The 8368-nt window shown below is 28.9% G+C and carries 5 protein-coding genes and 1 pseudogene; 4 read left to right on the top strand and 2 right to left on the bottom strand.

All coding sequences use genetic code 11. The features are described 5' to 3' along the window. Positions 1-54 precede the first annotated feature (54 nt). Positions 55-696, bottom strand: a complete 642-nt coding sequence (locus tag H6W52_RS20620) for a nuclease-related domain-containing protein (RefSeq protein ID WP_185216948.1) — start codon at positions 694-696, stop codon at positions 55-57. A gap of 187 nt (positions 697-883) precedes the next feature. On the opposite strand from H6W52_RS20620, the gene H6W52_RS20615 reads away from it, so the two are divergent. From H6W52_RS20615 to H6W52_RS20600, 4 genes are read left to right on the top strand one after another with little or no spacing between them, the layout of a single operon-like run. Then, positions 884-4756: an AAA domain-containing protein gene (locus H6W52_RS20615; protein WP_116100143.1), complete on the top strand. Its 3873-nt coding sequence runs from the start codon at positions 884-886 to the stop codon at positions 4754-4756. Continuing rightward, positions 4757-6121, top strand: a complete 1365-nt coding sequence (locus tag H6W52_RS20610; protein ID WP_185216946.1) for a hypothetical protein — start codon at positions 4757-4759, stop codon at positions 6119-6121. It begins immediately after the preceding gene. A gap of 5 nt (positions 6122-6126) precedes the next feature. After that, positions 6127-7587, top strand: a complete 1461-nt coding sequence (locus H6W52_RS20605; protein ID WP_116099713.1) for a phospholipase D-like domain-containing protein — start codon at positions 6127-6129, stop codon at positions 7585-7587. Continuing rightward, positions 7580-8161 carry a hypothetical protein gene (locus H6W52_RS20600; protein WP_116099712.1) on the top strand — a complete coding sequence of 194 codons (582 nt, stop codon included), beginning with the start codon at positions 7580-7582 and terminating at the stop codon, positions 8159-8161. Before H6W52_RS20605 ends, H6W52_RS20600 begins: the two co-directional genes overlap by 8 nt. Before the next feature lie 100 nt (positions 8162-8261). On the opposite strand, the pseudogene H6W52_RS20595 reads toward H6W52_RS20600, so the two are convergent. Further along, positions 8262-8368, bottom strand: a pseudogene (locus tag H6W52_RS20595) (IS1595 family transposase); the annotation flags it as partial.

Here is an 8368-nt window from a genome sequence, read left to right as displayed (position 1 = left end):
CTCTCTCGTTTCATAGGTTAAAATTAAGGTTTTATGCTTAACTTTAACTGGACGCTAAATTAGTACATCCAATCTTTTGAAACTTTTGTAAAGATCATTGTCAAAAAGATATGATTTTTTATTGAGCCTTCTGTTAGAAAGTATGGAATCAAAATTAGTCTTTGTCAAACTGTCAAAACCTAAAAGATCAAAATAAGATAAAAATTTACGAAACTTTATATTGTCATTATTTGTATTAATGAAGAAAGTATCTATTTCAATTTTTGAGGCTTTATGAAAATAAACACAACATGTTACAACAGATAAGAATTTTGGGTTTTTAATGCGTTTCTCCAACAATGTATCAATATGTAAATTGTAAAGATTTTCTTTATATTCAAATACTTGTTGAAGTGGTGATTTAATGATTTGCCTATTTAGTGTAATATTGTTTAGTACGTTTTTCAATTGCCAGTGATTTTTTTCAGTAAGCTGATAACTGCTCAAGTCCCAGTCTTTAACTTCAACAATCATCACACCAGAATTTTCTCGGACAATTATAATATCTGGATTGTCACCATTCAGATATGGTTGAAAAAATACTTCATAGGTATCATCAAGGATTGAACTTAGAAAATGTAAAAGATGTCTTTCTCCTGAGGTAGGTTTTACTTTCAACAGTTCTATTTGTTCTAATGTAGGAGAGATTCTTGCCATAATTCTAATTTTTAGCTAATAGTACCATGTCATTTTTTTGAACATTATAAAAATAGAAAAAAGTATCTTACAATTTAAATCACAAAGATTTTATATGTATTTTTCTCATACAATTGGGAAAAATTATTATCTTTAAATATCTGATTAAAAATATATTTGATTAGAAACCAGTAAAACTAATAAAGAATTGAAAACAGATTTAACAATAGATTCTATTGAGAAAGGGCATGTAGTTCAAGTTCGGATTAAGAAAAAGATTGAACCTTCGCAAATTTTCACCTATTTTATTGATAACTATAGTGGTCGATTGTCCTTATTCGACTTGGATTGGAGTATACCCTTAGCAATAAACCGCTTTGAGAATCTTAAAGAGGATGAGGATATTCAGGCTGTAGTTATTTTTATAGATCACAAGAATAAAATTGTTGAGTTAAGTTTAAAGTTTATTACTGAAAATATTTCTAGTCAAATAGGTTGGGATAGAATTATTGTCGGAAATGAATACAGAGCTAAAGTGATAGAAAAACTTTATGATTTTTGTTTATTAAAAATTCACAGTAAGTTTTATGGATTAATGAAAATCGAATATCTTGAAAGCGGAACACAAAGCCTAAAGGTTATCGTAACAAACAAGGAAGACTTCAACAATCTTTTATACGTTGTTCCTGCATCGGAAGATATAGAAATATTAAATAAAACGGATACATCTGATTACCAAAAATTATATTTTGTGGAAGAAGAATTGAAGTCTTATAATTCGTTCAAAAGTTCTATTTATGCTGACTTTACAACCGATGAAGAAATAGGAGAGTTAAAAAAAGGATTTAAAATTTTGAAGGACTTATTCTCAAAAGAAGTAATTTTTGAAAAAATCTTATACTTACAATTTGAGGCTAATACAGAAAGCTACGATTCTGACTTTATAAATCATGCTGTTCCTTATTATGCAAATGATGTTCTCGATGAGCGTCTTAGGTACCAAGCGGCTTTAAATAAATTATCAGAGCAAAATTATTGGATAAGAATCAATGAACGGCATCCTAGGTTTGAATTTACCATCTTTAATGAAGAGGTGAGTATTTATGGAGAAATACTTGTAGATAATAAAATGAATGATGCAGCTTTTAAAATCAATAAATTTTCTATTGGCTCACGCTACGCAAAGTCTTTACAAAGTAAGAAAGAAGGTGCTTCAAAAAACTCTTTTTTACTTGGAAGCAAAATTACAATTTTGCCACCGTTAGCATCTGTACCTCTTGATTATAAGCAATACGATATTGCAGAACGACTTGTTCAAAAAAATAGATGTTTTGACATTATTAATAAGCTAAAATTAAATAACAGCATATTATTACTGCAAGAGGCAAAAACTTTAGATATCAATGATAAATTTCTTGAGTATCAGATTAAAAAAGCAGAGAGTTTAAAACCACAAAGTATTTCAATCTCTCGTTTTGAACGAGTTCATAATGATGAAAATGGACTTGCTATAAAAATTTCTCAGGAATTTGCAGATTATTTCAATACAGAGAATAGTGTTTCTGTTGTTATCAAGGTAGGGGAACGTATATCCTTCAAAGCTAGATTATCCTTTCACAACGATTATTGTATATTAAAATTCAATGATCAAATTGATACGAGAATTCTAGAAAATGGATTCAGCATTGATCAAATTATATCTAAAAATCAAATTAATCTTCAACGTGAAATAATTAATGACTTTCGTACTAATAAAATAAAAATTCAACACTTTGAAAAAGTACTCTTAAATAAAGGCAATATACAAGTTCCCACTCTTAGTAATGTAGTTTTTAGTAACCCTCAATTAAAAAATACTGAAATTCAAAACCCTAAAAATGGGCAGATAACTGCTGTAAGAAAAGCTGTTGGAAATAAAAATATTTTTTTGATTCAAGGTCCTCCTGGAACTGGCAAAACTACAGTTATTACAGAAATAATTGAGCAGCTTGTCAGAAGAGGTGAAAAAGTATTAGTATCAGGTCAGAATCATGTAGCAGTAGATAATGTTTTGGAAAAAGTCTGTCAAAATAAAAATTTAAATTTGCTAAGAATTGGTAGCATAGAAAAAATTGATCCTAAGTTTTCCCAATACAGCGTTGATAATATTATTCAAGCCTACATGGATGAATATAAGTTGTTCTTAACTAATCAAAGCAAGGTACTAAAAGAAGCTTTAATTCTAAGGAGTGAATTACTATCGGAAGATCAAATCAGGGCCCGTTTAAATGTTTTTATAAATGATTTCTCAGTGGTTTATACCAAACTTCGAAATACTTTTAATGATAGACATTTTAAATTAACTCAAGGTATAAAATCACTGACAGATGATGAATTATTTAAATCAACACAAGTGTTCAATAATTGGTGTGAAAGAGATTCTCAATTGGTAGATATTTTGGTTAAGCCGATTGTATACAAAGATGTTAATGTAGTTTTTGCCACTTGTATTGGTGTCAAAGGAGATCCTGTTTTCCAAGAAAATGATTTTAAATTTGAGACTGTTATTATTGATGAAGCAGGAAAAGCAAATATTACTGAAACTTTGGTTCCACTTGAACTAGGTAGAAAAGCAATTCTTGTTGGAGATCAAAAACAGTTACCTCCTTATCTGGATGGAAGCTATCTTGATGTTAATGATAAAGAAAGTTTTCCAAATCATACTCTTAATCAGAAGAAAAATTCTTCTGAAAAAATTTACGATATTGAAGAAATTAAGCGTGCAACTACAACTTCTTTTTTTGAGTTCTTGATCGATAGGGTTAAAACTAATGAATTTCCATCTGAAAATGTTGTTTTATTGAACTATCAGCATCGTATGCACCCTCATATTGGAGAGTTTGTTTCAAGTTCATTCTATAATAATGAGGTTTTAATGGGTGACAAAACTATTTTACAGAAAATGCAGATGGATTTTCCATTTAATAAGGAAATCGTTTTCTTCGACACCTCAAATTTTCAAAATTCTTTTGAGAAGAAAGATAAGCAATCTGTAATAAATTTAACAGAAGCACTATATATCGTAAATTTTATATTGCCAGGTTTAGTAAATAATTCAGCTGATATGTCAAAGGTTGCTGTTGTTGCACCTTATAAATCACAGGTTTCACTAATTAAAAATAGTATTAGAGAAAGTGATAATCCACTATTTAGTAACGTAGATGTTGCAACTTTAGATTCTTTTCAAGGTAAGGAATATGATATTATCATATTTAGTTTTACAAGAGCAGCAGATCATAATAATCCCGAAGTAATTAATGGAAAGAAAATATATACCAAAGTCGGGTTTTTGGATGATGCTCGTAGATTAAATGTTGCTTTTAGTAGAGCTAAAAAGAAATTAATTTTTGTAGGTAACTCAAAAACTTTGACTGATCCTAGGTCTCATTATGATTTTCTATTTAATTATACTAATTTATTTAAAAATCTTATAAGAGCAGCTAAAGATAAAACAAAAGGAAACTTTATTAAAAATGGAGATGTATCATTCCAACAAAAGCTTAATGGGTCTAGTGGCTCGAATCTTACTGCTACAGATAATTTTGAGAAAATAAGATTAAAGTATAAAGTCGGTGATATTGTAAATGCCACATTCAAGAATAAAATTTATAAAAATGAAAAGATGCTTATGTTTTTCACTATTGATAGTTTTGATACGGCACTGTTTGAAGATCAAATGGAACCAGGATTTTTACAAAATAATTTAAATCTGGAGGCAGGCCAAACATATGACATGAAAATCCATCGATTTAATAATAGAAACAGACAGATATATTTATCAACATTAAATTACTTTTCAACGAATACTGAAGATATAGCATTTAAAAGCAAAGTCGCACAAATCAATAAAAGTAAAAGTCAGAAAGGTAAGGTTATAGGATGCCGAGATTATGGTTATATCTTACAACTGGAAAATGGATTGCAAGGCTTATTACATAATAAACAAAATAAATTCAATATCAAATTGAACCATAATGATGTTGTGTATGTAAAAGTGCATAGCATCGATTTTAAAAGAAAGAACATAAAATTTGCATTTTAAATGATACCACTGAAGATTGATTACGAAAAACTTTACCAGGAGTTAGAAAACCAAGGTAAAAAATTAACCGGATTGTTTGAACTCCAGTATCCAATTTATTGTGTTCATGCAACGATTTCTGATATAACTCCTGATCCACTTGATTATTTAGATGTTTTTATAATAGACATTATAAGAACAAATAATACACTTTTGCCTATAACAATTGGTTCTTTTCTAGGAGTGTCAAAAGACATTATTGAAATGAGAATAAACATTTTAAAAGGAGAAAGTTTAGTAGAGGAAAATGAATCAGGATTGCAAGTGTCTGATTTAGGATATAATATTTTTTTCAATAAAGTAGCTGAACGTATACATATAATTTCATATGATTTTTATATTGATGGAATAACTCATGAGCCACTGAACAAACAATTCTATAGAGCATATAGATCTAAACTCATTTCCGAGAATGATAAAGTACTGAGAACAAATAGATTTGGTGAATCATTTATTGAATGTGACATGAAGCCCGATATAGTACATACACCATTCAATAAAGAAAGGATTATAGAAAAACTAAAGAATATACCGATGGATATTCGTGATGAATTTGCTATTCCGATAGGTCTTAAGGATATAACAGATTTATCTTACACAAAGTTATCATTTCAAATATTGGTTGCAGCGAGTATTGCTGAAAATGGGGTATTAAAAGAAGTAATAGATGGATTTGCGAACCAAAGCTATATTGTAGGTAGGTCTTACTATGATGATGTAAGGCAATATATTACCAACTTTGAAGATAATATTAAGAGTAAAGTTCAAAATCTGGTATTCAAAGTTCATGAACGAAATTTAGGTTATAATGCAGAACAAAAAGTTGATTATATATTGAGTTCGAATTGGAGAGAAATTGATAGATATCCCAATCATGGAGATGATATTTTTCAATTTGATTTTGAAGGGATCAAACATATTTTAAGCAAAAAACTTAAAACGGTCATAGATACTGAACAAGATATAGAATTTTCAAAAGGTATTATTGAATTTCAGATTAGTAAGAAGACTTTACAAAAATCAAGCGACAGAAAATCTATTATTAGTAATTTGCTTCGCGGCCGTGATTATTTATTTGATTCAATGTTTAAAAATTTTAATGTTCAATTACTTTATATTTATTACTCACCCGCTGATGAAATCGTTGAGAAAATATTAGAAATAAGTTCTATTATAAAAGCTACAAGTTTTGATGATATTTCGGAAAAAAGGCTTCTTGAAAGATGTTCTGAATGTTCACTTTCTCTTAGACAAATATTAATTCTTGGCGGACATAATGACATTTTAGAAAAATTTGATATGGAGAAAAATATGATTTTAATTTAAAAATAATGGATTATAATTTAACACTTGAAGATGAGTTGAGAAGTGGTTTTTTTATAGCCAATTCCAGATACAATTTTAAGCGGATTAACAAGAAATATAATCATCTTTTTTTAGTTGACGAAGAAGAGAGAGGTTTGAGAGATGAGATTTTTACAATTATCCAAAACGCCCAAACTACTTTAAAAATTTGTACATTTATAATTACCGATGAAGAAATTGTCAAGGAGATACTTCATAAAGTGAATCAGTCAAACATTGCCATATTTATTATTACACAATTGGATATGGGGAAAATAAAAAACAGACAATTACGTAGAAGTACTCAAGATGATGATTTGTTTAATACTATAGATGTAAATAATCACCTCTCTAATGTGAAAAAGTTAGTTGATGCTGGTGTACACGTAAGAGCTGCTAATAATGTTCATGCAAAATTTATCATTGCCGACAGAACTAACGGAATGATTATGAGTTCAAATTTTACTACATATTCACTTACATTAAATGTGGAGTCTGGAGTTTACATTGATCGTGTGGCATCTGCTGAACTGGACCAATTGTTTGACACAATTTATCAAGTTGGTACTTCTTACAGTACATTTTCTACAATAAATAAGAAGAACAAGATCTTTACATCAGAAAATGAACTCGATATAAACTCTAAACATTTACCTAAAAGTGAATCGAATTTGAGATATACATATAATGAATTAAATAATTCGCTTTATGAAGAAATTATAAACATTATTGCAAATGCTGATGAATATGTATTTATTTCGTCATATTCTATAATTGCTTTGGATAGATTACCTGAATTTTTATCCGCAGTTACAAATGCCATTGAAAGAGGTGTTTGGATAGGAGTATTTTGTCGCGGAATGAATAGTCGTCTCGATCATTTAGAATCTTGTAGATTATTAAAAAGTTTGGGTTGCCATATTATGGCTGATTTGTATAATCATTCTAAAGGGGTTATATCAGAGAAAAATGGTATGTTGTTTACAGCTAATATCGATGGTAAATATGGCCTTATTGAAGGTTTTGAGGTTGGCTATGTATTAAGTGAACAGCAGCAAGAAGAATTTTTGGATTTTCATAAGTATTTAATGGATAATAATATTTATCTCTTTAAAACTGATGTAAAACGTAAAATAATCTTTGAAACATTTAAGTTTTATGAGCAACTTAGAAGCCATAAAACTCCCTTTGATTCTAATGATCTCGAGTTTTTGATTAAACCAGTTCATAAAGATAGCTTTAAAGAGATCTCTGAATCTTTACTTTTTTTAGGAAAAAAAATTGAGAATGGACTAACTAAACATATTCTCATTGTAGATCACGCTTGTTACGAGTGTAATTTTTCTAATAATAAAATTACACCGCTCAGGACAATTAATTACCCAAATGAAATTGAAAAATATTTCATTAAATATTCTAATCTTAAAGTAAGTTACATCAATGAATAATTTTGAAAACAATTTAACACATTGGAATAATCTTGCCATGTCAGGTGAGTTTGATAATGCACAGAAGTTTTACTATGATCAACTCTTTGATACAATTATAGAAAAATTTGTTACAAAGCATGAAGGTTCATTACAAAGAGGAGGATTACTTTTTTCCATGTTGGGTTTCTCTCCTGAACCTATTATTTTATCTGCTCGATTGATTCAACCTGATAGTCATGTTATTTTTACAACAAATAATAAAGAGTCTAATAACAGTGGAGATATTATCGAAAGGTTTTTGGAACATAGTTATTCTATTAATTATCTCTCAAATGAAGATTTTAATATTGTTTACAGCGCACTAAAAGAAACAGTTATTCAAAATCCTAAATCCCAGATTGTTATCGACATTACTGGAGGTAAAAAATCAATGGTTGCTGCAGCTGCAATTTTTGGAAAAGACTTTGGGTGTAATGTGATCTATGTTGATTTTGAACACTACATTAAAGAGTTACGAAAACCTTTACCTGGGTCTGAAATGATGAAATTAGTATATAGTCCAAATATTAATCAACCCGAAATTTTTCTGTAATGAAGCATCATATATGTTTAGTAGGTGGACAAATATTACCCCTTTACATGGGAATTGTCGAGAGTAATCCAGATACGATACATTTTTTCTGATTATCCGTTTATGCACCTGTTATATTCGCAATTACTATTCTGTCAAAGAGTTTGTCTCCAAAATACCGTCTGTTTAATTTGTAAATAAACTCGTTGAGATACAACTGTAAGTATT

The sequence above is a fragment of the Chryseobacterium sp. C2(2020) genome (assembly GCF_014218915.1).
Classification (GTDB): Bacteria; Bacteroidota; Bacteroidia; order Flavobacteriales; family Weeksellaceae; genus Chryseobacterium; species Chryseobacterium mucoviscidosis.
Note: the sequence above shows the minus strand (reverse complement) of the source record. Positions and strands in the feature narration are given on the sequence as shown.